Source organism: Psychromarinibacter sediminicola (assembly GCF_029168335.1).
GTDB lineage: Bacteria > Pseudomonadota > Alphaproteobacteria > Rhodobacterales > Rhodobacteraceae > Psychromarinibacter > Psychromarinibacter sediminicola.
Window position 1 is genome coordinate 1 of record NZ_JARGYC010000072.1, and the last position, 21870, is coordinate 21870.

At 70.1% G+C, this 21870-nt stretch carries 20 protein-coding genes; 13 read left to right on the top strand and 7 right to left on the bottom strand.

The genetic code is table 11. The annotated features are described in order from the left end of the window. Both P1J78_RS19965 and P1J78_RS19970 read right to left on the bottom strand, forming a co-directional pair. On the bottom strand, positions 1-204 hold a 204-nt coding region (locus P1J78_RS19965), incomplete at its 3' end, for a ChaN family lipoprotein (protein WP_374213371.1). Next, complete coding sequence (locus P1J78_RS19970; protein WP_275569157.1) at positions 201-1079, bottom strand: RNA polymerase factor sigma-32; 879 nt, start codon at positions 1077-1079, stop codon at positions 201-203. The genes P1J78_RS19965 and P1J78_RS19970, both read right to left, overlap by 4 nt. A gap of 99 nt (positions 1080-1178) precedes the next feature. On the opposite strand from P1J78_RS19970, the gene cobU reads away from it, so the two are divergent. The 3 genes from cobU (at position 1179) to P1J78_RS19985 (ending at position 3950) form a co-directional block, all read left to right on the top strand. Then, positions 1179-1712, top strand: a complete 534-nt coding sequence (gene cobU, locus P1J78_RS19975; protein ID WP_275569158.1) for a bifunctional adenosylcobinamide kinase/adenosylcobinamide-phosphate guanylyltransferase — start codon at positions 1179-1181, stop codon at positions 1710-1712. After that, the gene (locus P1J78_RS19980) at positions 1709-2278 is read left to right on the top strand and encodes a histidine phosphatase family protein (RefSeq protein ID WP_275569159.1); all 570 of its coding nucleotides are present in this window, start codon (positions 1709-1711) and stop codon (positions 2276-2278) included. The genes cobU and P1J78_RS19980 overlap by 4 nt, the downstream gene beginning before the upstream one ends. Positions 2279-2426: 148 nt before the next feature. Beyond that, entirely contained in the window at positions 2427-3950 is a 1524-nt protein-coding gene (locus P1J78_RS19985; RefSeq protein ID WP_275569160.1) for a YifB family Mg chelatase-like AAA ATPase, read from the top strand. On the opposite strand, the gene P1J78_RS19990 is transcribed toward P1J78_RS19985, so the two are convergent. The 4 genes from P1J78_RS19990 to rsmI all read right to left on the bottom strand — a co-directional run bounded on the left by P1J78_RS19990 (position 3907) and on the right by rsmI (position 7797). Continuing rightward, positions 3907-4824 (bottom strand): alpha/beta hydrolase fold domain-containing protein, encoded by a 918-nt coding sequence (locus P1J78_RS19990; RefSeq protein WP_275569161.1) that lies wholly within the window; start codon positions 4822-4824, stop codon positions 3907-3909. The two genes, P1J78_RS19985 and P1J78_RS19990, sit on opposite strands and share 44 nt — an antisense overlap. Beyond that, positions 4821-5768, bottom strand: a complete 948-nt coding sequence (gene gshB, locus P1J78_RS19995; RefSeq protein ID WP_275569162.1) for a glutathione synthase — start codon at positions 5766-5768, stop codon at positions 4821-4823. Before gshB ends, P1J78_RS19990 begins: the two co-directional genes overlap by 4 nt. A 475-nt stretch (positions 5769-6243) precedes the next feature. Beyond that, positions 6244-6597 (bottom strand): YraN family protein, encoded by a 354-nt coding sequence (locus tag P1J78_RS20000; protein WP_275569163.1) that lies wholly within the window; start codon positions 6595-6597, stop codon positions 6244-6246. A 342-nt stretch (positions 6598-6939) separates the two neighbouring features. After that, entirely contained in the window at positions 6940-7797 is an 858-nt protein-coding gene (gene rsmI / locus P1J78_RS20005) for a 16S rRNA (cytidine(1402)-2'-O)-methyltransferase (RefSeq protein WP_275569164.1), read from the bottom strand. Between the two features lie 94 nt (positions 7798-7891). Between rsmI and P1J78_RS20010 the strand changes: the two genes are divergently transcribed. The 3 genes from P1J78_RS20010 to murJ all read left to right on the top strand — a co-directional run bounded on the left by P1J78_RS20010 (position 7892) and on the right by murJ (position 14025). Further along, on the top strand, positions 7892-9073 hold the full coding sequence (locus P1J78_RS20010; RefSeq protein ID WP_275569165.1) for a penicillin-binding protein activator: 1182 nt from the start codon (positions 7892-7894) through the stop codon (positions 9071-9073). Continuing rightward, positions 9033-11849: a [protein-PII] uridylyltransferase gene (locus tag P1J78_RS20015; RefSeq protein WP_275569166.1), complete on the top strand. Its 2817-nt coding sequence runs from the start codon at positions 9033-9035 to the stop codon at positions 11847-11849. Before P1J78_RS20010 ends, P1J78_RS20015 begins: the two co-directional genes overlap by 41 nt. Positions 11850-12486: 637 nt before the next feature. After that, positions 12487-14025, top strand: coding sequence for a murein biosynthesis integral membrane protein MurJ (gene murJ / locus P1J78_RS20020; RefSeq protein WP_275569167.1), 1539 nt, complete (start codon positions 12487-12489; stop codon positions 14023-14025). Between the two features lie 125 nt (positions 14026-14150). Here the strand turns inward: murJ and P1J78_RS20025 are convergent, their stop codons facing one another. Continuing rightward, complete coding sequence (locus P1J78_RS20025) at positions 14151-14846, bottom strand: rhomboid family intramembrane serine protease (protein WP_275569168.1); 696 nt, start codon at positions 14844-14846, stop codon at positions 14151-14153. A 77-nt stretch (positions 14847-14923) separates the two neighbouring features. On the opposite strand from P1J78_RS20025, the gene trpS reads away from it, so the two are divergent. From trpS to P1J78_RS20060, 7 genes are all read left to right on the top strand, one after another. Further along, entirely contained in the window at positions 14924-15937 is a 1014-nt protein-coding gene (gene trpS, locus P1J78_RS20030; protein WP_275569169.1) for a tryptophan--tRNA ligase, read from the top strand. A gap of 114 nt (positions 15938-16051) precedes the next feature. Beyond that, positions 16052-17143, top strand: a complete 1092-nt coding sequence (locus tag P1J78_RS20035) for a S1C family serine protease (protein WP_275569170.1) — start codon at positions 16052-16054, stop codon at positions 17141-17143. Positions 17144-17230: 87 nt separating this feature from the next. Further along, on the top strand, positions 17231-17788 hold the full coding sequence (locus tag P1J78_RS20040) for a NifU family protein (protein ID WP_275569171.1): 558 nt from the start codon (positions 17231-17233) through the stop codon (positions 17786-17788). After that, the gene (gene tsaB / locus P1J78_RS20045) at positions 17781-18380 is read left to right on the top strand and encodes a tRNA (adenosine(37)-N6)-threonylcarbamoyltransferase complex dimerization subunit type 1 TsaB (protein WP_275569172.1); all 600 of its coding nucleotides are present in this window, start codon (positions 17781-17783) and stop codon (positions 18378-18380) included. Before P1J78_RS20040 ends, tsaB begins: the two co-directional genes overlap by 8 nt. Next, on the top strand, positions 18377-18796 hold the full coding sequence (locus P1J78_RS20050) for a GNAT family N-acetyltransferase (protein ID WP_275569173.1): 420 nt from the start codon (positions 18377-18379) through the stop codon (positions 18794-18796). Before tsaB ends, P1J78_RS20050 begins: the two co-directional genes overlap by 4 nt. Positions 18797-18973: 177 nt before the next feature. Continuing rightward, positions 18974-19972 (top strand): BMP family lipoprotein, encoded by a 999-nt coding sequence (locus P1J78_RS20055; RefSeq protein ID WP_275569174.1) that lies wholly within the window; start codon positions 18974-18976, stop codon positions 19970-19972. A gap of 2 nt (positions 19973-19974) precedes the next feature. Next, positions 19975-21597, top strand: coding sequence for an ABC transporter ATP-binding protein (locus tag P1J78_RS20060; protein ID WP_275569175.1), 1623 nt, complete (start codon positions 19975-19977; stop codon positions 21595-21597). The last annotated feature ends 273 nt before the right edge of the window (positions 21598-21870 follow it).

The following is a 21870-nucleotide window of genomic DNA, read 5'->3' on the forward strand; positions in this document are numbered from 1 at the left end:
CGCCGCGACCGCGCGCGCCTGGTTCCTGTGATGAACCGGGTTGTCATGGATCTCGCCCAGGATCACCACGTCGGCCGCCGGCAGGTCCGACAGGCCCGCGGGGCCGATCTCCTCGGCCACCGCACCCGAAACCGCAATCGAAACCGCAAAGCAAACGGCCGCCAGACCCCCGGCGGCCGCCCAGATCAGACGGGTGAGTCTCATGCGAAGAAGTGAAGCACTTCCTTCGATTCCGCTTCAAGCGACTTGCGCATCTTGCCGAAAGCGGCGGATTCCAGCTGCCGCACCCGCTCCTTCGACAGGCCCAGCTCGGTGCCCAGGCTCTCCAGCGTCCGCGGCTCCTCGCGCAGCTTGCGCTCCTTCACGATGAACCGCTCGCGGTCGTTCAGCGCGCCCAGCGCCGTGACCAGCCATTCGCGCAGCGTGTCGATGTCATGCGATTTCTCCACCGTCTCGGCGGCCTGGGAGCTTTCGTCCTCCAGCGTGTCGATCCACTCGCGCCCCTCGTCGTCGACCGACTGCGTGGCGTTCAGCGAAAAGTCCGACCCGGACAGCCGGCCCTCCATCATCTCCACATCCGCCAGCGGCACGCCCACCTCGGCGGCGATCAGGCGGCGCATCTCGTGGCGCTCGATCGTCTGGCCGGCCGCCGCCGCCTCGCGCTCCAGCCGGGCCTGCACCCGTCGCATGTTGAAAAACAGCGACTTCTGGCTGGAGGTCGAGCCGGTCCGCACCATCGACCAGTTGCGCATCACGTAGTCCTGGATCGACGCCTTGATCCACCACACGGCGTAGGTCGAGAACCGCACGCCTCGGTCGGGATCGAACTTGTCGGCCGCCTTCATCAGGCCCAGCGACGCCTCCTGCACCAGGTCGCCCATCGGCGCGCCGTAGCGCTTGAACTTGGCCGCCATCGAGATCGCCAGCCGCATATAGGCGGTGATCAGACGGTGCAGCGCCCGCTCGTCGCGCTGGTCGCGCCAGGCATAGGCCAGCTCCAGTTCGGTCTCCGCATCCAGCAACTCGGCCTGCATGGCGCGGCGCGGCAAGGAATTATCGTTGAATCCGTCCAATGGCATTCTATGTACCCCCATGTCAGCGGCCCCGGCGGGCGCTACTCTTTCGCGTTTGATGCTGTTACGGATCGGCGCAGGTGACAGATCAAACGGCGCAGTTTCATGGCTTTCCAACGCGCAGTGGTGCTGGGCGGTTCCCGCTCCGGTAAGTCTTTCTTCGCGGAACGGCTGGTCCGCGACCGGCCCGCGCCGTGGATCTACCTGGCCACGTCGCAGGCCCATGATACTGAAATGGAACAAAGAATCGCGGCGCACGCGGCGCGGCGCGGCCCCGGCTGGCAGACCGTCGAAGAGCCGAAAAAAATTTCCGACACGCTTGGAACCCTGCCGGAGGGCAGCACTGTCCTGCTGGAATGCGCGACGCTCTGGCTGTCGAACCACATGCTGGACGACAGCGACCTGGCGGCCGAGACCGACGCGCTCCTGGCCGCCATCGACGCTTTCCCGGGCCGGATCGTGACCGTCACCAGCGAGGTGGGCAGCGGGGTCGTCCCCGAAAGCGCGCTGGGCCGGCGGTTCCGCGACGCGCAGGGGCTTCTGAACCAGCGCCTGGCGGCGCAGGCCGACCTTGCCGTGCTGGTGGCGGCGGGGCTGCCGCTGGTGCTGAAGGGCCGGCTGCCGGAGGGCATCGCGTGACGCGGCTGTGGTGGGTGCGGCACGGGCCGACCCATGCCAAGGGGATGACCGGCTGGACGGACCTGCCGGCCGACCTGACGGATACCGCGCGGCTGGCGCGGCTGGCCGCGGCGTTGCCCGAGGCGCCGGTGATCTCCTCCGACCTCTGGCGCGCGGTGGCCACGGCCGACGCGGTCGCCGGCGACCGGCCGCGCCTGCCGCACGACCCGGACCTGCGCGAGATCAACTTCGGCGACTGGGAAAAGCGGCGGCCCGACGGGTTTACCGGCGAAGAGGCGCGCGCGCTGCGGGCCTTCTACGACAGGCCGGGGCCGGTGCGGGCGCCCGGCGGCGAGAGCTGGGACGCGCTGACCGCCCGCGTGAACCGCGCGGTCGACCGGCTGCTGGCCACCGGGGCGCGGGACGTGATCGTCGTGGCGCATATGGGCCCGGTCCTGAGCCAGGTACAGCGGGCGCTGGGCCTGTCGGCCTACGACGCCTTCGCGCGCAAGGTCGACACGCTGTCGGTGACGCGCATCGCCTACGGGCCGGGCTGCCGCCTGGAAAGGCTCAATCACCGTCCGTGATGGGCGGCAACCTGGCCAACCCCGACGCCTGGCCGCGCCCTTCGGCCATGGTCACGGCCGGACAATCCGCCAAAAAACCCCGACCGGCGTTTACCTTTCATAAACCCTCGCGCCGCTACGGTTAACGAGTGTTAAGGAGTCGGCTCCAATGGTAGCGCGCGCGTACACGGTCGCGTTCGAGGGGGTGGAGGCGCGCATCGTCGAGGTGCAATGCGCCGTCGCCCCCGGCGTTCCGTCCTTCCAGCTTGTCGGCCTGCCGGACAAGGCGGTCAGCGAGGCGAAGGAGCGGGTGCGCGCGGCGCTGACGGCGATGTCCATCGCGCTGCCGTCGAAGCGGATCACGGTGAACCTGTCGCCCGCCGACCTGCCCAAGGAGGGATCGCATTTCGACCTGCCGATCGCGCTGTCGCTGCTGGCGGCGCTGGAGATCCTGCCGGCCGACGAGATCGAGCAGACCGTCGCGCTGGGCGAGTTGTCGCTCGACGGCTCTCTGGTGCCGGTGATCGGCGCCCTGCCCGCCGCCATGGCCGCAGCGGAGGAGGAGCGCAGCCTGCTCTGCCCCCGCGCCTGCGGCGCCGAGGCCGCCTGGGTCGGCGCGACCACCGTCTACGCCCCGGCGTCGCTGGGCGAGGCGGTGCAGCACTATACCGGCCAGCGCCTCCTGACCCCGGCGGATCCCGGCGAGGTGACCGAGGCGGCGGGCGGCCGCGACCTGCGCGACGTGAAGGGCCAGGAGCGCGCCAAGCGCGCGCTCGAGATCGCGGCGGCCGGCCGGCATCACCTGCTGATGGTGGGCACGCCCGGCTCGGGCAAGTCGATGCTGGCCCCCCGCCTGCCCGGCATCCTGCCGCCGCTGACCCCGGCCGAGGCGCTGGAGACCTCGATGATCCACTCGCTGGCCGGCCTGCTGGACGAGGGCGGCATCTCGCGCGCGCGGCCGTTCCGCGAGCCGCACCACACCGCCTCGATGGCCGCCATCGTCGGCGGCGGGCGCGGCGCGAAGCCGGGCGAGATCTCGCTGGCCCATAACGGCGTGCTGTTCATGGACGAGTTCCCCGAATATCCCCGCGCCGTTCTGGAAACCCTGCGCCAGCCCATCGAGACCGGCGAGGTCGTGGTGGCGCGGGCCAACGCCCATGTCCGCTATCCCTGCCGCTTCATGTTGGTCGCCGCCGCCAATCCCTGCAAATGCGGCTATCTCTCCGACCCCGCCCGCGCCTGCGCCCGGGTGCCGCAATGCGGCGAGGACTATATCGGCCGCATCTCGGGGCCGTTGATGGACCGGTTCGACCTGCGCATCGACGTGCCGCCGGTGGCCTATACCGACCTCGACCTGCCCGAGTCCGGCGACAGCTCCGCCACCGTGGCCGCCCGCGTCGCACAGGCCCGGCAGATGCAGGCCGACCGCTTCGCCGACGCCCCCGCCACGCGGGTGAACGCCGACGCCGAAGGCGCCGTCCTCGAAAGCTTCGCCACGCCCGATTCCGACGGCCGCGCGCTGCTGACCCGCGTCGCCGACCGCTTCGGCCTGTCGGCGCGCGGCTATCACCGGGTGCTGCGGGTGGCGCGCACCGTCGCCGATCTCGACGGCGCCGGCACCGTGCAGGCGCATCACGTGGCCGAGGCCGTCAGCTACCGGCTGGCCGAGGCGAAGGAAGCGCTCGCAGAATGAAGGCGGCGGTCTTGTTCAGCGAGGCGTTGGCCTCGGGCACGATGCCGTGGAACAGCTGCCAGACATGCGGCGCGTCGGGCAGCACATCTTCTTCGACCTGCGCGCCATAGCCGCGCAGATGCGCCGCCATCCGCGCCGAGTCGTCGCGCAGGATCTCCGACTGCGACCAGGCCAGCAGGACCGGCGGACAGTCCGGAAAGGCCGCGAAGAGCGGCGACAGGCGCGGGTCGTCCGGCGCCAGCGCGCCGCGGACGAGATCGCGCACCTCCGCGATCCGCGCCACCGGCAGCAGCACGTCGCGCCCTGCATTCTCCCGGAGCGACGCGCCCGACAGCGTCAGGTCGGTCCAGGGCGAGAAGGCGAAACAGCCCGCCGGCCGCTGCCCGCGCGACAGCACCTCCGCCAGCAGCGCCAGCGCCAGCCCGCCGCCCGCGCTGTCGCCGCCGATCACGATCTCGCCCGGCCGGTAGCCCTCGCCCAGCAGCGCCTCCCACGCGGCGACGGCGGCATGAAAGGCCGCCGGGGCCGGATGTTCCGGCGCGAGCGGGTAGTCCGGCAGGTACAGCCGCCGCCCGGTCTGCCGCGCCAGGCGCCCGGCGAGGTCCCGGTAGGCGGCCGGGCTGCCCACGATATAGGCGCCGCCGTGCAGATACAGGATCACCCCGGGCGCCGGCGGCTCGCGGCCGGTGACGAACGCGCCCGGCGCCAGCGGCCCCTCGGCCGGCCGGCAGCGCGTGCCGCGGACCCGACGAAAGGCGAGCCGGGCGGAGACGCGGAACACGGCGCGCGCCCGGGTCCAGTTCGTCAGCCGCGCCACCACGGGACGCGCCGTCCAGCGCATCGCCCGCCGGAGCGCCGCGAGCTGCCAGCTCATCGCGCCGTCAGCCGCGCCTCGATCGCCTCCCAGATCGCCCCGGCGGCGTTGATGCCGTCGAACCGCTCCAGCTCCTGCAGCCCGGTGGGCGAGGTCACGTTGATCTCGGTCAGCCAGTCGCCGATCACGTCGATGCCGACGAAGACCTGGCCGTATTCCTTCAGCCGCGGGCCGATGGCGGCGCAGATCTCGCGGTCGCGCCCGGTCATCTCGACCTTCTCGGCGCGGCCGCCCACATGCATGTTCGACCGGGTCTCGCCCGGCTGCGGCACGCGGTTGATCGCGCCGATCGGGTCGCCGTCGACCAGGATGATCCGCTTGTCGCCCTTCTCGACCGAGGGCAGGAACTTCTGCGCGATCAGCGGCTCGCGGCTGAGGCCGGTGAACAGCTCGTGCAGCGACGAGAGGTTGCGGTCGTTCGGGTCCAGCCGGAACACGCCGGCGCCGCCATTGCCGTAAAGCGGCTTCAGGATCATGTCGCCATGCCGGTCCTTGAAGTCGCGCAGCACGCTCAGGTCGCGGGCGATGGTCGTGGGCGGGATCAGCTCGGGGAACTGCAGGACCAGGAGCTTCTCGGGGCAGTTGCGCACCCAGAACGGGTCGTTGACCACCAGCGTGCCGGGAGACAGAAGCTCCAGCAGATGGGTCGTCGTGATATAGCCCATGTCGAACGGCGGGTCCTGCCTGAGCCAGACCACGTCGAACTCCGCCAGGTCGACCTTCGTCCGGTCGCCCAGCGCGGCATGGTCGCCCTTGACCCGCCGCACGGTCAGCGGATGGCCGATGGCGGTCACCCGGCCCTCCTGCCAGGCCAGGTGCTCGGGCAGGTAGTAGAACAGCTCGTGCCCCCGCGCCTGCGCCTCCTCGGCGATCCGGAAGGTGCTGTCCGCGTCGATATCGACGGGACCGATCGGATCCATCTGGATGGCGACTTTCAGGGACATGTTCGGTGCTCCAAAACGGCGGTGTCAGCCCATTACATGACCCAGCCGCCCGGCAACGGCAAGCCGTCCGTGCAGACGGCGCTGATGGCACCGTCAGCCGCGCAAGGCGCGTCTAAGCGCCTTGGGCAAGGGCCTTGCAAGGCCCTTATCAAGCGGTTTCCAAACCGCTTGCCGCAAGCCGCTTCGAAGCGGCTTGCCCGGCCCCCGCCGCGCGCCGCCGGCGCCGGCCAGCGCAAGGCCGACGCCCGGCGGCCCCGGCCGCTTCCCGTGCGGCGCCGCGTGTGCCTAGCGTGCCGTGCCGCCTGCGCCTCACGTGCCGTGCCCCGGCAACATCCAGTGCTGCGCCGCCTGCATTCACGCCGAGCGACGCCGGCCGGCCATACCTCCGCTGCAACGGCCGCGCCACAGGCTGGCGCCCACGCGCCTCGCCGAGCCGTGCCCTCCCCGGCCCTATCGCGCGGCGCGGCGGGACCGCTCAGACCCCAAAGGCGTTCTCGACGACCTCGACCGCCCCCGCGCCATTCACATAGGCCGCATCGAACCGCGTCTCCGTGTCCTGCCCGGTCGGCATGACGGCGAGATAGCAGCTGGCCGAGGTGAAAATCCGCTCGATCTGCCGCGCCGTGATCCGCGCCGCCGCCGTGGCGAAGTCGCGCGCCTTCTTCACCTCGACGAAGACCAGCGCGCCGGCCTTCTCGAAGATCAGGTCGATCTCTCCGCCCGGCCCGCGCCAGCGGCGTTCCCGCAGGGCAAACCCGCGCCGCGCGTAATCCGAGGCCACGATATCCTCGGCCGCAAGGCTCGAATGATAGGAAACCGATCCACTCATGTCATCCACTCCATCTCCGGTGCCACCGGGCACTCTCCGCAACCCGATCCACGCATCGCGCCCGCACCATCTCCGGCGCCCGCCGGCGCCGCCATGGACGAGGCGCCCGCCGCCGGCACAGCGCCCCCGTCGCCCGGACGAAACCTGAACCGCTCATCGCGCCCCCGCCATCCCCGGTGCCAGCTGGTGCCGCAATCGACCCGACGCGCCCGCTACCGGCGTCACGGCGCGACCGCACCGCGATCCACTCACCAGGCCTCTGCCATCCCCAGCGCCCGCCGACGCCGCCGCAGCCCCGCCGCGCCCGCTCCCGCTGCGCCGCCCGGCCGCAACCCGAACCGCTCATCGCGTCTTTTCCATCTCCAGCGCCGCCTGGTAGACCTGCCGCTTCGGCAGGCCCAGCGCCCCCGCGACGGCCGCCGCCGCGTCCTTCACCGACATCTCCTGCAACGCCTCGCGCAATGCCGTCTCCATGTCCTGGGCCGAGGCGACCGCCTGCCCCCGCGCGACCACCAGCACGATTTCGCCCTTGAGCCTCCGCTCCGCCGTCAGCGCGGCAAGCTCGCCGAGCGACCCGCGCAGGGTCTCCTCGAACCGCTTCGTCAGTTCCCGGCAGATCGCCGCCTGCCTTTCCCTGCCCGCTATCTCGCACAATTCATCTAACGTTCGGTGAACGCGCTTCGGAGATTCGTACATCACCAGCGTCGCCGGGACGGTCGCGATCTCTTCCATCCAGCTGCGGCGCGCGCCCTTCGCCGCCGGCGGGAAGCCCGCGAACAGGAACCGGTCGGTGGGCAGCCCGGCGACGGTCAGCGCCGCCATCACCGCCGAGGGCCCCGGCACCGGCACCACCGGCAGCCCCTCCGCGACGGCGGCGCGGGCCAGCGGAAAGCCCGGGTCGGCGACCAGCGGCGTGCCGGCCTCGGAGGCGTAGGCCACCGACTTGCCCTCCGCCAGCGCCCGAATCAGCCGCGGGCGGACCTCGGCGCCGTTGTGGTCGTGATAGGCGACGACCGGCCGATCGCCGAGCGCGATGCCGTGCAGCTGCATCAGGTGCTTCAGCGTCCGGGTGTCCTCGGCCGCCAGCACGTCGGCCGAGGCCAGCACGTCCAGCGCGCGCAGGGTGATGTCGCGCGCCGCGCCCAGCGGCGTGGCCACGAAGTAGAGGCCGGCGGCGAGCGGCGTGATCTCGGCGGGCATGGTCCCCTCGGGTCTGGCAGACGTTTACCTTTCCCGTTGTAGCGCATAGTCTGGCCGGGTCCGCAAGCGCAGCACCGGAGCTGAGGATTAACGCATGACCTCCACCTTCCGCAGGGCCCGCCGGAGCGCGGTGCGGCTCGTTCTCTTCGCCTCGGCCCTCTGGCTGTCCGCCTGCGGCGGCGGCCTGCCCGTGGTCAACAGCGACGGCCCCCGCATCGACGCGACGCAGCCCGTGCCGGTGGCGCTGCTGGTCCCCGCCGGTTCCGGCCAGTCGAGCGACACCGACCTCGCCGTGTCGCTGGAGAACGCGGCGCGGCTGGCAATGGCGGATCTCGACGGGGCGCAGATCGACCTGCGGGTCTATCGCACCGCCGGCGACGCGCAGACCGCCGCGACCGTCGCCGCCCAGGCGGTCGACGAGGGCGCCAAGATCATCCTGGGGCCGGTCTATGCCGCCTCGGCCAACGCGGTGGGCTCCGCCGTGGCGGGCCGCGGGGTCAACGTGCTGAGCTTTTCCAACAACACCGGCATCGCCGGCGGCAACGTCTTCGTGCTGGGCCACACCTTCGAGACCTCGGCCGACCGCCTGGTCCGCTACGCCGCCGGCCAGGGCAAGGGCAACATCATGATCGCCCACGGCCAGGACACCGCCGAACGCGCCGGCCGCGACGCCATCGCCGCCGCCATCGCCCGCCACGGCGCCACCCTGGTCGGCGAATCCGCGTTCGAGCTGTCGCAGAACGGCGTGATCCAGGCCGTCGACCAGGTGACCGAGACCGCCCGCAACTCCAACGCCAACGCGATCTTCTTCACCTCCGGCACCGCCGGCGCGCTGCCGATCCTGACCCAGCTGATCACCGAGAACGGCATCGACCCGACCGAGACCCAGTTCATCGGCCTGCAGCGCTGGGACATCCCGCCCAGCGCGCTGGAGCTGCCGGGCCTGCAGGGCGGCTGGTTCGCCCTGCCCTCGCCCGGCCTGACCGAGCAGTTCCAGGCCCGCTACAACGAGGCCTATGGCGAGCCGCCGCACCCGATCGCGGGGCTGGCCTATGACGGGATCGCCGCCATCGGCGCGCTGGTCAGCGCCGGCGACGCGGGCGCGCTGACCCGGGCGGCGCTGACCCAGCCCACCGGCTTCATCGGCGTCAACGGCATCTTCCGGCTGAAGCCGGACGGCACCAACGAACGCGGGCTGGCCGTTGCCACCATCATCGACAAGCAGGTGAGTGTCATTGACCCCGCCCCCAGAAGCTTCCCTGGCGCGGGTCTCTGACCCCGCGCCGGCCCCCGGCCTCACCGCTGACAAGCTGATCCGCCCGGCGTCCGAGATCTTCGACGCCGCGGCCGTGCGCGCCGCCCTCGACGCCGCCTGCGCCACGGCGGAGGACGGCCGCGCCGTCCGCGCCGCCACCGTCGAGATCCTGCACGACGCCCTGGCGACCGGCCGCGCCACCATCGCCCGCGCCTTCACCGCCGATCCGCGCAACGCCTGGCCCACCGTCCGCGCCTATGCCTGGCTGACCGACGGCATCGTGACCGAGGTCTTCCGGATCGCCACGACCTACCTCCACCCGCTGCACACGCCCACCGAATCCGAACGCCTCGCCGTGCTGGCCGTCGGCGGCTACGGCCGGGCCGAGATGGCGCCCTTCTCCGACGTCGACCTGCTGTTCCTGACCCCCTACAAGATCACCGCCTGGGCCGAGAGCGTGATCGAATCCATGCTCTACATCTTCTGGGATCTGCACCTGAAGGTGGGCCATGCCAGCCGCACCGTCCGCGACTGCCTGCGCCTGGCCAAGGACGACTACACGATCCGCACCTCGCTGCTGGAACACCGCTTCATCGACGGCCACGAACCGCTGGAACAGGACCTGAAGGCCCGCCTCTGGTCCGACCTGTTCTCGGCCACCGCCGCCGACTTCATCGAGGCCAAGCTCGAGGAGCGCGCCACCCGGCACCGCAAGCAGGGCGGCCAGCGCTATGTGGTCGAGCCCAACGTCAAGGAGGGCAAGGGCGGCCTCAGGGATCTGCAGTCGCTCTACTGGATCGACAAATACGTCCACGGCGTCGAAAGCATGGCCGACCTCGTCGAGATGGGCGTGTTCCGCAAAGAGGAATACGACGCCTTTCTCGCCGCCGAGAACTTCCTGATGGCGGTGCGCTGCCACCTGCACCTGATCTCCGGCCGCGCCGTCGACCAGCTGACCTTCGACATGCAGGTCGAGGTGGCCGAGCGCATGGGCTATGTCGACCGCGGCGGCCGCCGCGCGGTGGAACACTTCATGCAGGACTATTTCCTGCACGCCACCCGGGTGGGCGAGCTGACCCGCATCTTCCTGTCGGCGCTGGAGGCGCGGCACGTCAAGAAGGAACCCCGCCTGGTCGGCTTCTTCAAGCGCCGCAAGAAGGTGCGCGCCGGCTATGCAATCGTCCACAACCGGCTGGCCATCCGGGACGATCGCGCCTTTCTCTCGGACAAGCTGAACCTCCTGCGGATCTTCGAGGAGGGGCTGCGCACCGGCCTTCTGATCCACCCCGACGCGATGCGGCTGATCACCGCGAACCTCAACCTGATCGACGACGAGATGCGCCGCACCCCGGAAGCCACGCGCATCTTCCGCGACCTGCTCCTGAAGCACGGCAATCCCGAACGCGCGCTCCGGCGGATGAACGAGCTGGGCGTGCTGGGCGCCTTCATCCCCGAATTCAAGCCGATCGTCGCGATGATGCAGTTCAACATGTATCACAGCTACACGGTGGACGAGCACACCATCCAGTGCATCTCGATCCTGTCGCAGATCGAGCGCGGCGAACTGGTCGAGGAACTGCCGGTCGCCAGCCAGATCCTGAAAGAGGGCGTGAACCGCCGGGTGCTCTACGTGGCGCTCCTGTGCCACGACATCGGCAAGGGCCGCGACGAGGATCACTCGGTGCTGGGCGCGCGGCTGGCGCGCACCATCGCGCCGCGCCTGGGGCTGAAGCCCGGCGAATGCGTCACCGTGGAATGGCTGGTGCGCTATCACCTGCTGATGTCGGACATGGCGCAGAAGCGCGACATCGCCGACCCGCGCACGGTGCGCGACTTCGCCAAGGCGGTGCAGACGAAGGACCGGCTCGACCTGCTGACCGTGCTGACGGTCTGCGACATCATGGGCGTCGGGCCCGACACCTGGAACAACTGGAAGGCGGCGCTGCTGCGCGCGCTCTACCGCCAGACCGCCCGCGCGATGGAGGACGGGCTGGAGGCGCTCAACCGCACCAACCGCGGCGCCGAGGCCAAGCGCAACCTGCGCGCCGCCCTGTCGGACTGGCCCGCGCGCGAGGTCAAGGCGGAACTCGCCCGGCATTACGAACCCTACTGGCAGGGGCTTCACGTCACCGCGCATGTCGATTTCGCCGAGCTTCTGCGCGGCATCGACAACGGCGAAATCCGGCTGACGCTGACCCCGGACGAGGACCGCGACGCCACCCGCGTCTGCTTTGCCATGGCCGACCATCCCGGCATCTTCTCGCGGATGTGCGGCGCGCTGGCGCTGGTGGGCGCGAACATCAAGGACGCGCGCACCTTCACCACCAAGGACGGCTGGGCGACGGCCGCCTTCTGGATCCAGGACCACGAGGGCGCGCCCTACGAGGCCGACCGCCTGCCGCGGCTGCGCGACATGATCCACAAAACCCTGGGCGGCGAGATCAAGGCGTCCGAGGCGATGCGCCGCCGCGACAAGCTGAAAAAGCGCGAGAAGGCGTTCCGCGTGCCCACCTCCATCGCCTTCGACAACGAGGGCTCCGAGATCTACACGATCATCGAGGTCGACTCCCGCGACCGCCCCGGCCTGCTCTACGACCTGACGCGCACGCTGGCCGACAACAACGTACAGATCGCCAGCGCGGTCATCGCGACCTATGGCGAGCAGGTGGTCGACAGCTTCTACGTCAAGGACATGTTCGGGCTGAAGCTCTATTCCGAAAGCCGGCAGCGGACGCTGGAGAAGAAGCTGCGCGAGGCCATCGACCGCGGCGCGATCCGGGCGCGGGAAGAGGAATGATCGCCGCCAAGGCCTCGCGACCCACCCCCGCCGGACGTAGGGGGGGTGGGTCCGCGCCCCCCGGCGCGGGTTCACCCACCACGCCGCGCAAGACACCCGCCGCGACACAGCCGGGCCCGCCGGCCCGCGCCGCGCAGCCGGCCCCGCGGCGCAAGGCGTTTCGAAACGCCTTGCCAAGCGCCTTCGAAGGCGCTTGGCACGCGATTTCGAAATCGCGTGCCAAGGATTTTCGAAAATCCTTGCCCGCGCGGACCCATACGCCGCGACACCGCATCGGCCCTGGGCCATTTCCACCTGCCCCGCGCGGCGGACCGCCGTGCCGCGCCGACCGTTCGGCAGGCTTTCGCGGCACCATTGGCGCCACGGTCCTGCCTCAGCCCCGAGGCGGCGCTTCTGGCGAGGACGGTGCCAAGTGCCCGGCCTACATGCTTATGTCTCCATCATCGCAAAGCTCGACCGCGCCCCGGCGGCTCGGCGCCACACGGCGTTCCGCTCGACCGGAACCGCTCACCGGCACAGCCGAAGACGTCGTGTCCTGTCGCGTGACGCGACGCCCGTCCGTTACCGCTACCGATAAAAAAATCAACGACTTGACCATGCGTCCAACCTCGGACACCCCCCGGACGGGGCGCCGCCCATGAAGCCGATCCGCCTGATGGCGGCCTTCTTCACCGTCGGCGTCTGGACCATGGCCAGCCGCATCTTCGGCTTCGCCCGCGACATCATGATCGCCGCCTTCCTCGGCGCCGGCCCGGTCGCCGAGGCCTTCCTGATCGCCTTCTCGCTGCCCAACATGTTCCGCCGCTTCTTCGGCGAGGGCGCCTTCAACATGGCCTTCGTGCCGATGTTCTCGAAGCGGGTCGAGACCGGCGACAACCCCCTCGGCTTCGCCCGCGACGCCTTCTCGGGCCTGGCGGCGGTCCTCGTCGTCTTCTCCGCCCTCGCCACGGCCGCGATGCCCTGGCTGGTCCTCGCCATGGCCAGCGGCTTTCTCGAGGACGAACGCTTCCCGCTGGCGGTCCTCTACGGCCGCATCGCCTTTCCCTACATCCTCTTCATCTCGCTCGCCGCCCTCCTCTCCGGCCTCCTCAACGCCGCCGGCCGCTTCGCCGCGGCGGCCGCCGCGCCGGTCCTGCTGAACGTCCTCTTCATCGCCGCCATGACGGCGGCCCAAGCCCTCGGCTGGGACATGGGCCTGACCCTGGCCTGGACGGTCCCCGTGGCCGGCATCGCCCAGCTCGCGCTGGTCTGGATCGCCGCGGCCAGGGCCGGCTTCCCGCTGAAGCCGCGCCGCCCCCGCCTGACGCCGGAGATGAAGCGCCTCGCCGTCGTCGCGGCCCCGGCGGCGCTGGCCGGGGGCGTCATGCAGGTGAACCTGCTGATCGGCCGGCAGGTGGCCAGCTTCTTCGACGGCGCCGTCGCCTGGCTGAACTATGCCGACCGGCTCTACCAGCTGCCCCTCGGGGTGGTCGGCATCGCCATCGGCGTGGTCCTCCTGCCCGACCTGTCCCGCCGGCTCGGCGCCGAGGATACCGAGGGCGGGCGGCACGCCTTCAACCGGGCGGCCGAGATCAGCCTGGCCCTGACCGTGCCGGCGGCGGTGGCGCTGGTGGTGATCCCGATGCCGCTGATCGGCGTGCTGTTCCAGCGCGGCGCCTTCGGGGCGGACGATACCGCGGCGACGGCGCTGGCGGCGGCGGTCTACGGGCTGGGGCTGCCGGCCTTCGTGCTGCAGAAGGTGCTTCAGCCGCTCTATTTCGCCCGCGAGGACACGAAGACCCCGTTCTACTACGCCTTGGCCGCGATGGTGGTGAACGCGGTCGTGGCGGTGGGGCTGGCGCCGGTCATCGGCTATATCGCGGCGGCCTTCGGGACGACGCTGGCGGGCTGGGCGATGGTGGTGCAGCTCTGGCTGGGGTCGCGGGGCATGGGAGAGGCCGCGGTGCTGGACGCGCGGTTCAAGCGGAGGATCTGGCGGATCCTGACGGCGGCGGTGCTGATGGGGCTGGTGCTGTGGCTGGCCAATCTCGGGCTCGGGCCGCTCTTCGGGATGGGACGGCTGCGCTATCTGGCGCTGGCGATCCTGGTGGCGCTGGGGATCGGGAGCTATTTCGGGCTGGCCCACGCGATGGGCGGGCTGCCGATCGGGGATATCCGGCGGAGCCTGCGGCGGTAGTGTCCGAGGTTGGACAGGGGTTCAAGTATCTGATCTTATTGATGGCAGCGCTAACTGAACAGCGTGTCCACGGCGTCTCGGCTCCCTTGGCGCGCGATTTCGAAACGCCTTGCCCCGCGGGCCGGTCAGCGCTGGCGCAGCTTGGCCATGACGCGGGACCAGCCGCCGGGGCTGACGACGAAGGACAGAAGGAACCCGGTGGCGAAGCCCGCGATGTCGGCCACCCAGTCGAGCCCGCCGCCGAACAGCAGGCCGAAGATCAGCTGGATGCCCATCAGAAAGCCGATCAGGTAGAACGCCCGCGCCTGCGGCCCGCCCGTCGCGGCGAGCTGCACCCAGAGCAGGAAGGTGAAGGCGCCGATCAGCCCGTAGGCCCCGGGATAGCCGCCGAATAGAATGGCGCGTCCGTCAATCAACGTTCCGAAGATCACGCCACCCATCACCGCGGAACCGAAGAAGACTGCTAGCACTGCCCAAGAGGCAAAGATTTCGCCTACCATCTTGCCCAGCGCCAGCACGAAGATCACCACGAACAGCATGTGCGTAAAGCTGGCATGGACGAAGGAATAGCCAAACAGACGTAGCAGTACATCGGAGAGCGGGAGACGGTAAGAGAGGAAGAGGTCGAACACGTCCGGCGTGACGGCCAGCCTTTGGGCCCACATGGTTCGCCAGCCCACCGCCTCGGGCCCGCCGACCAGCCCGCGCTCGCCGAGCTGCAGCACCGCTTCGACCCCGAAGAGGGCGAGGGCCAGCGCCACGACGACGGCGGGCAGGGCGTTGAACGGCGATTCCATGTGGGGCGGCGGCGTGCTGCTCATATCCGGGCTTCCTTGACGGCCATTGGGCCTTGCGGTACCCGAGCGCGGCGCAGAAATCCAGACGGAGCATCCCTGAAATGGCCGAGTTCACCCCCCGCGTTTTCTCGGGCATCCAGCCTTCGGGCAATCTTCACCTGGGCAATTACCTGGGCGCGCTGAAGCGTTTCGTCGAGTGGCAGGAGCGCGACATCGAGTCGATCTTCTGCATGGTCGACATGCACGCGATCACCGTCTGGCAGGAGCCGGCCGACCTGACGAAGGCCACGCGCGAGCTCTGCGCCGGCTTCATCGCCTCGGGCATCGACCCGGAGCGGTCGATCCTGTTCAACCAGAGCGCCGTGCCGGCGCATGCGCAGCTGGCCTGGATCTTCAACTGCGTCGCCCGCATGGGCTGGATGCAGCGGATGACCCAATGGAAGGACAAGGCCGGCAAGAACCAGCAGAACGCCTCGCTGGGGCTGTTCGCCTATCCGGCGCTGATGGCGGCGGACATTCTCGTCTATCACGCGACGCATGTGCCGGTGGGCGAGGACCAGAAGCAGCACCTGGAGCTGACGCGCGACATCGCGATCAAGTTCAACAACGACTACGAGGTCGACTTCTTCCCCGAGACCGAGCCGGTGATCGAGGGCGCCGCGACGCGGGTGATGAGCCTGCGCGACGGGTCGAGGAAGATGTCGAAGTCCGACCCCTCGGACATGACGCGGATCAACCTGACCGACGATGCCGACACCATCGCCAACAAGATCCGCAAGGCGCGCACCGACCCGGAGCCGCTGCCGCACGATCTCGACGGGCTGGAGGACCGGCCCGAGGCGCGGAACCTCGTCAACATCTATGCCGGGCTGGCCGATCACAGCCCCGCGCAGGTGATCCGCGAGCATGGCGGGCAGCAGTTCTCCACCTTCAAGCCGTCGCTCGCCGACCTGGCGGTGGCCAAGCTGTCCCCGATCACCGAGGAGATGTCGCGGCTGATGCGCGACCCCGCCGAGATCGACCGCATCCTCGCGCGCGGGGCCGAGCGGGCGAACGGGATCGCCGCGCCGATCGTCAAGCGGACCTACGAGGTCGTGGGGATGGTCGGGGCCTGAGCGCCGGCGCGCGCGCCCTGTGCCTCTTGCCGGCGCGCACCCGGGCGCGGTAGCGCTTGACGATCCGGCGACGGGGCCGGGATAGGCGCCGATACCGCAACGGGGAGAGGTGGAATGCGCGACCGTCTGGTGTTTCTGCTGGCGGGGCTCGCCCTGGGGGCCGCGGCGCTGTTCTGGTACGAGGCCAGCACCGCGCCGCCGCCCGAGCCGCGCACGATCACCCCGCGCGGCGAGCTGAGCCCCAGCGAGGAGACCGTCATCGCGCTGTTCGAGGCGACGCAGGGCTCTGTCGTGTCGATCACCACGCGCGCGGAGATGTTCGACCCGTTCTCGCGGCGGCGGCAGGTGGTGCCGCGGGGCTCCGGCTCGGGCTTTCTGTGGGACGATGCGGGGCATGTCGTCACCAACAATCACGTGATCGAGGGCGCGAGCGGGGCGCAGGTGCGGCTGGCCGACGGGCAGGTCGTGCCGGCGCGGCTGGTGGGCCGCGATCCGTCGCACGATCTGGCGGTGCTGCGGATCGACCCGGACGGCCCGCTGCCGCCGCCGATCCCGCTGGGCGAGAGCGCCGGGATCCGCGTGGGGCAGACGGTGCTGGCGATCGGCAACCCGTTCGGGCTGGACTGGACGCTGACCACCGGCGTCGTCTCGGCGCTGGACCGCGAGATCGACGGGCAGAACGGGCAGACGATCACCGGGCTGATCCAGACCGACGCGGCGATCAACCCCGGCAATTCCGGCGGCCCACTGATCGACAGCGCCGGGCGGCTGATCGGGGTGAACACGGCAATCCTGAGCCCCTCGGGGAGTTCCGCCGGGATCGGGCTGGCGGTGCCGGTGGACGTGGTGAACCGGGTGGTGCCGCAGCTGATCGCGACCGGGCGCTACCGGCCGCCGGTGCTGGGCGTGGTGCATGACGAGCGGGTCAATGCGCTGGCCCGGCGGCAGGGAATCGAGGGCGTGCTGGTCCTGGGCGTGGAGCCGGGGACGCCGGCCTCGACCGCGGGGCTGCGGCCGGCGACGGCGGACCGGGCGGGGCGGATCACGCCCGGCGACGTGATCGTCGGGCTCGACGACCGCGCCATCGGCGGCTCGGCCGACCTGGCGCAGGCATTGGACCGGCACCGCCCCGGCGACACGGTGAAGCTGCGCGTGCGGCGGAACGGCGCGGAGCGGGTGGTGGAGATCACGCTGGCGTCGGGATAGGATGCGCGTGGCCGGTTTAGAACGGTTCCAAACCTTGACTATCGGCCGCTGCCTGCGCATATCGGGACCGACAGAAGGAAGCGCGCCATGTTCATCCAGACCGAATCCACCCCGAACCCCGCAACGCTGAAATTCCTGCCCGGCCAGGCCGTGCTGGAGGCCGGAACGGCGGATTTCCCCAGCGCCGATACCGCCGGCAAGTCGCCTCTGGCGCGTCGGGTCTTCGATGTCGAGGGCGTGACGGGCGTGTTCCTGGGGTCCGACTTCGTCACCGTGACCAAGGACGAGGGCGTCGCATGGGAGCATGTGAAGCCCGCCATCCTGGGCGCGATCATGGAGCATTTCCAGTCCGGCGCGCCGGTGCTGGAGGGCGAGAACGACGCCCCGGCCCATGCCGCGCATGACGGGCCCGACGGCGAGATCGTGGGCCAGATCAAGGAGCTTCTGGACACCCGCGTGCGCCCGGCCGTGGCGCAGGACGGCGGCGACATCACGTTCCACGGGTTCGAGCGCGGCGTGGTCTATCTGCACATGCAGGGCGCCTGCGCGGGCTGCCCCTCGTCGACGCTGACGCTGAAGATGGGGATCGAGAACCTGCTGCGCCACTACATCCCGGAAGTGACCGAGGTGCGGCCGATTGCCTGACGACGGGCTGGTCCTGGGCTTCGACACGTCGGCCGCGCATTGCGCGGCCGCTTTGCTTTGCGGCGAGACGGTGCTTCTGTCGCGGGCCGAGGAGATGGCGAAGGGCCAGGCCGAGCGGCTGATGCCGCTGCTGGAGGAGATGCTGGTGGAGGCCGGCATCGGCTGGCCCGACCTGCGGCGCATCGGCGTGGGGATCGGGCCGGGCAACTTCACGGGGCTGAGGATTTCGGTGGCCGCCGCGCGCGGGCTGGCGCTGGCGCTGGGCGTGCCGGCCGTGGGCGTCTCGGGGTTCGAGGCGGCGGCGCTCGGCCGCGAGCGGCCGCTGACGGTCACCCTCCCGGCGCCGCGCGGGCAGGTCTATCTGCAGCGCTTCGGCGCGCAGGCCGCGGAGGCGCCGGAGCTGTGCCCGGCGGACCTCGCATTGACGGAGACGGCCGTGCATCCCGGCCTGCCGGCCGAGCCGCTCGCGGTGGCCATCGCGCGGATCGCCGCGCGCCGGAGCGAGGGGATCGCGGAGCGCCCTGCCCCGCTCTATATCCGCCCGGCCGACGCCGCGCCGCCGCGCGAGGCCCCGCCGCCGATCCTGCCGTGACGCCGGCCGCGCTGGCGGCGCTGCACGCGCGCTGTTTCACCACGCCCGAGCCATTCTCCGAGGCCGCCTTTGCCGCGTTCCTGGGCGACGCGAGCTGTTTCCTTTGCGCGCAGGACGGGGGAGTCGTCCTGGGCCGCGCGGTGGCGGGCGAGGCGGAGCTTCTGACGCTGGCCGTCGATCCGGCGCGGCGGCGGCAGGGGATCGGGCAGAAACTGCTGGCGCGGTTCGAGGCGGAGACGGCCCGGCGCGGGGCCGGCGACGCCTTTCTCGAAGTGGCCGCCGACAACCGGGCCGCGCTGGCGCTCTATCGCGGCGCCGGCTGGGCCGAGGCCGGGCGGCGCCCCGGATATTACCGCGCCCCGGACGGCGCCCGGACCGACGCGGTGATCCTGAAAAAGGCGCTGCGCGGCGCCTGACTTGGCGTCATGCCCGGCAACGCCCGTAAGACCGCGGCGATTCATGACCGTTCGGTAAAATAGCGGTTGACCGTCCCGAAAGCCTTGGTCCTAAATTCGCCCCATGGCGGGAGCCAATTCCGCAATTCTGGGAACCTATCAATGGGACAGGTTTCCAAGACCAACTGGGAGAATTCTATGACCCTGACGAAGACATTTCTGGGGGCCGGTGCCGCGCTTGCCGTATCGGCCGTCGCGGCGCTGGCCGAGCCCGGCCTGATCATCGACCTTGGCGGCAAGTTCGACAAGTCGTTCAACGAGAGCGCCTATACCGGCGCCGAGCGCTGGGCCGAGGAAACCGGCGGCGACTATCTCGAAACCGAGCTGCAGTCCGAGGCGCAGCGCGAACAGAACATGCGCAAGATGGCCGAGCGCGGCGCGAACCCGATCGTGGTTCTGGGCTTTGCCAACCAGTCGACCCTGGCCCAGGTGGCGCCGGACTATCCGGACACCAACTTCGCCATCGTCGATGCGGTCGTGGACGAGCCGAACGTGAAGTCCATCGTGTTCTCCGAGCACGAGGGCAGCTATCTGGTCGGCATGATCGCGGCGATGAAGTCGGAGAGCGACACCGTGGGCTTCATCGGCGGCATGGACGTGCCGCTGATCCGCAAGTTCGCCTGCGGCTATGCGCAGGGCGTGAAGGCGGTGAACCCCGACGCCGAGGTGATCGCCAACATGACCGGCACCACCCCGGCGGCGTGGAACGACCCCGTCAAGGGCGGCGAGCTGGCCAAGAGCCAGGTCAGCCAGGGCGCCGACGTGATCTATGCCGCCGCCGGCGGCACCGGCGTGGGCGTGCTGCAGGCCGCGGCCGACGAGGGCGTGTTCTCGATCGGCGTGGACAGCAACCAGAACTATCTGCATCCCGGCTCGGTCCTGACCTCGATGGTCAAGCGCGTCGACAACGCGGTCTACGAGGTGTTCTCGGAAGGCGCCGAGGGCTTCGAGGCCGGCGTCGAGGTGCTGGGCCTGGAAGCCGAGGGCGTGGGCTATGCCGTGGACGAGCACAACGAGGACCTGATCACCGACGAGATCGAGACCGCCGTGGAAGAGGCCAAGGCGGGCATCATCTCGGGCGAGATCGAGGTGCATGACTACACCTCGGACGACAGCTGCCCCGTCCTCGATTTCTGAGCATGGCGGCGGACGAGAATACGGGGCGGCCTGACCGGGCCGCCCCTGCCATTGAGCTTGTCGGCATCTCGAAATCCTTCGGGCCGGTGCAGGCGAACAAGGACATTTCGATCCGGGTCATGCCCGGCACGATCCACGGCATCATCGGCGAGAACGGCGCGGGAAAATCCACGCTGATGTCGATCCTGTACGGCTTTTACAAGGCCGATGCCGGGGAGATTTTCATCAACGGCAAGAAGACCGAGATCCCCGACAGCCAGGCGGCGATCCGCGCGGGGATCGGCATGGTGTTCCAGCATTTCAAGCTGGTGCAGAATTTCACGGTGCTGGAGAACGTGATCCTCGGCGCCGAGGACAGCGCGCTTCTGCGGTCATCGAAGGCCCGGGCGCGCGGCGAGCTGAAGCGGCTGGCCGAGGAATACGAGCTGCAGGTCGACCCGGACGCCACGATCGAGGAGATCGGCGTGGGGATGCAGCAGCGGGTGGAGATCCTGAAGGCGCTGTACCGGCAGGCCGACATCCTGATCCTGGACGAGCCCACCGGGGTTCTGACCCCGGCCGAGGCCGACCACCTGTTCCGCATCCTGGTGGGGCTGCGCGACCAGGGCAAGACGATCGTCTTCATCACCCACAAGCTGCGCGAGATCATGGAGATCACCGACACGGTCAGCGTGATGCGCCGCGGCGAGATGACGGCGACGGTGCAGACGTCCGAGACCGACCCCGAGCACCTGGCCGAGCTGATGGTGGGCCGCAAGGTGCTGCTGCGGGTGGACAAGACGCCCGCCGCGCCGAAGGACACGGTGCTGGAGGTCGAAAACCTGCGCGTGGTGGACGACGACGGGGTGGAGCGGCTGCGCGGCATCGACCTGAACGTGCGGGCGGGGGAGATCCTGGGCGTCGCCGGCGTTGCCGGGAACGGGCAGTCGGAGCTTCTGGAGGTGCTGGGCGGGATCACGCGGGCGACGGGAACGATCCGGGTGAACGGCCAGGCGCTCGACCTGACCGGCGCCCATTCCGACGGCCAGTCGCGCCGCGCGCGCGGCATCGCGCATGTGCCGGAGGACCGCCAGCACCTGGGCCTGATCATGGAGTTCTTCGCCTGGGAGAACATGGTGTTCGGCTATCACCACGACCCCGCCTACCAGTCGAACCGGCTGCTGATGGACAATGCCGGCATCCGGACCGAGACGCAGGCGAAGATGGAACGCTTCGACGTGCGGCCGCCGAACCCGACCCTGACGGCGCGGAGCTTTTCCGGCGGCAACCAGCAGAAGATCGTGCTGGCCCGCGAGATGGAGCGCGACCCGCAGCTGTTGCTGGTGGGGCAGCCGACGCGGGGGGTCGATATCGGCGCCATCGAGTTCATTCACCAGCAGCTGATCGACCTGCGCGACCAGGGCACGGCGGTTCTGCTGGTGTCGGTGGAACTGGACGAGATCCTGTCGCTATCCGACCGGATCGCGGTGATGTTCGACGGCAAGGTCATGGGCGAACGGCTGCCTTCGGAGACCGACGAGCGCGAGCTGGGGCTGCTGATGGCCGGGATCACCGATACCGAGGCGCCGCATTCGGTGGAGGAAGTGGAGGCCAACCTGGCGCAGACGCAGGGGAAGGTGGGGTGATGGCCGCCATTTGCACGCGACACGACACGACTTCCTCGGCTTTGCCAGATAGCGGCCCCGGTCGAACGGAGCGCCGTGCAGCGCCGACCCGCCGGGGCGCGGTCGAGCTTTGCGATGCCGGAGACATAAGCATGGACATCCGACACTTGGCACTGTCCTCGCCAGAAGCGCCGCCCCGGGGGGGCGGGTCTCTCGGGCATTTCGAAACGAAATGCCCTGCCGACAGGCGATTGCAGAGCAATCGCCGAGAGGCGGCGCTGCACGGCGTTCCGC

What these genes read in the sequence shown, in the direction of transcription:
- trpS (WP_275569169.1), top strand. Translation starts at nt 14,924, where the DNA reads ATGGCCGAGTTCACCCCCCGCGTTTTCTCGGGCATCCAGCCTTCGGGC.
- cobU (WP_275569158.1), top strand. Translation starts at nt 1,179, where the DNA reads ATGGCTTTCCAACGCGCAGTGGTGCTGGGCGGTTCCCGCTCCGGTAAG.
- P1J78_RS20010 (WP_275569165.1), top strand. Translation starts at nt 7,892, where the DNA reads ATGACCTCCACCTTCCGCAGGGCCCGCCGGAGCGCGGTGCGGCTCGTT.
- P1J78_RS20055 (WP_275569174.1), top strand. Translation starts at nt 18,974, where the DNA reads ATGACCCTGACGAAGACATTTCTGGGGGCCGGTGCCGCGCTTGCCGTA.
- P1J78_RS19990 (WP_275569161.1), bottom strand. Translation starts at nt 4,824, where the DNA reads ATGAGCTGGCAGCTCGCGGCGCTCCGGCGGGCGATGCGCTGGACGGCG.
- gshB (WP_275569162.1), bottom strand. Translation starts at nt 5,768, where the DNA reads ATGTCCCTGAAAGTCGCCATCCAGATGGATCCGATCGGTCCCGTCGAT.
- P1J78_RS19970 (WP_275569157.1), bottom strand. Translation starts at nt 1,079, where the DNA reads ATGCCATTGGACGGATTCAACGATAATTCCTTGCCGCGCCGCGCCATG.
- P1J78_RS20040 (WP_275569171.1), top strand. Translation starts at nt 17,231, where the DNA reads ATGTTCATCCAGACCGAATCCACCCCGAACCCCGCAACGCTGAAATTC.
- P1J78_RS20025 (WP_275569168.1), bottom strand. Translation starts at nt 14,846, where the DNA reads ATGAGCAGCACGCCGCCGCCCCACATGGAATCGCCGTTCAACGCCCTG.
- P1J78_RS20035 (WP_275569170.1), top strand. Translation starts at nt 16,052, where the DNA reads ATGCGCGACCGTCTGGTGTTTCTGCTGGCGGGGCTCGCCCTGGGGGCC.
- P1J78_RS20000 (WP_275569163.1), bottom strand. Translation starts at nt 6,597, where the DNA reads ATGAGTGGATCGGTTTCCTATCATTCGAGCCTTGCGGCCGAGGATATC.
- P1J78_RS19985 (WP_275569160.1), top strand. Translation starts at nt 2,427, where the DNA reads ATGGTAGCGCGCGCGTACACGGTCGCGTTCGAGGGGGTGGAGGCGCGC.
- P1J78_RS20060 (WP_275569175.1), top strand. Translation starts at nt 19,975, where the DNA reads ATGGCGGCGGACGAGAATACGGGGCGGCCTGACCGGGCCGCCCCTGCC.
- rsmI (WP_275569164.1), bottom strand. Translation starts at nt 7,797, where the DNA reads ATGCCCGCCGAGATCACGCCGCTCGCCGCCGGCCTCTACTTCGTGGCC.
- murJ (WP_275569167.1), top strand. Translation starts at nt 12,487, where the DNA reads ATGAAGCCGATCCGCCTGATGGCGGCCTTCTTCACCGTCGGCGTCTGG.